Source organism: Halalkalibacter lacteus, from assembly GCF_036663595.1.
Classification (GTDB): Bacteria; Bacillota; Bacilli; order Bacillales; family Bacillaceae_D; genus Halalkalibacter; species Halalkalibacter lacteus.
In genome coordinates, this window is sequence record NZ_JAWRVL010000294.1 from 1 (window position 1) to 260 (window position 260).

Sequence of the window (260 nt, forward strand, 5' to 3'; positions counted from 1 at the left end):
GCCGGTCGCCGCGGGTATCGGAGTGCCAGCGGGCGCGACGTCCGTCGGTGAAGACGTCGCCGCGGGTTCGACATTCGTCGTCGGCGTGATGTCGTTCCACCCCGGCGTCGGCGTCAGCATGATCGTCGCGGGGAACGCGGCCGCGTTCGACGTGGGCGCCTCGGTGCACGAGGGGGCCGGCGCCGGGGCGACCGGCTCGCTCTTCGCGATCGTGACCGTGCGCGGCTTCGTCCGCGGCGGCATGCAGCCGACACTCGCGA

Annotated in this window: 1 protein-coding gene; it reads left to right on the forward strand. The window is 73.8% G+C overall.

Going from position 1 to position 260, the window contains the following annotated elements:
* On the forward strand, positions 1–260 hold a 260-nt coding region (locus SAZ04_RS22410; RefSeq protein WP_332699879.1), incomplete at both ends, for a hypothetical protein.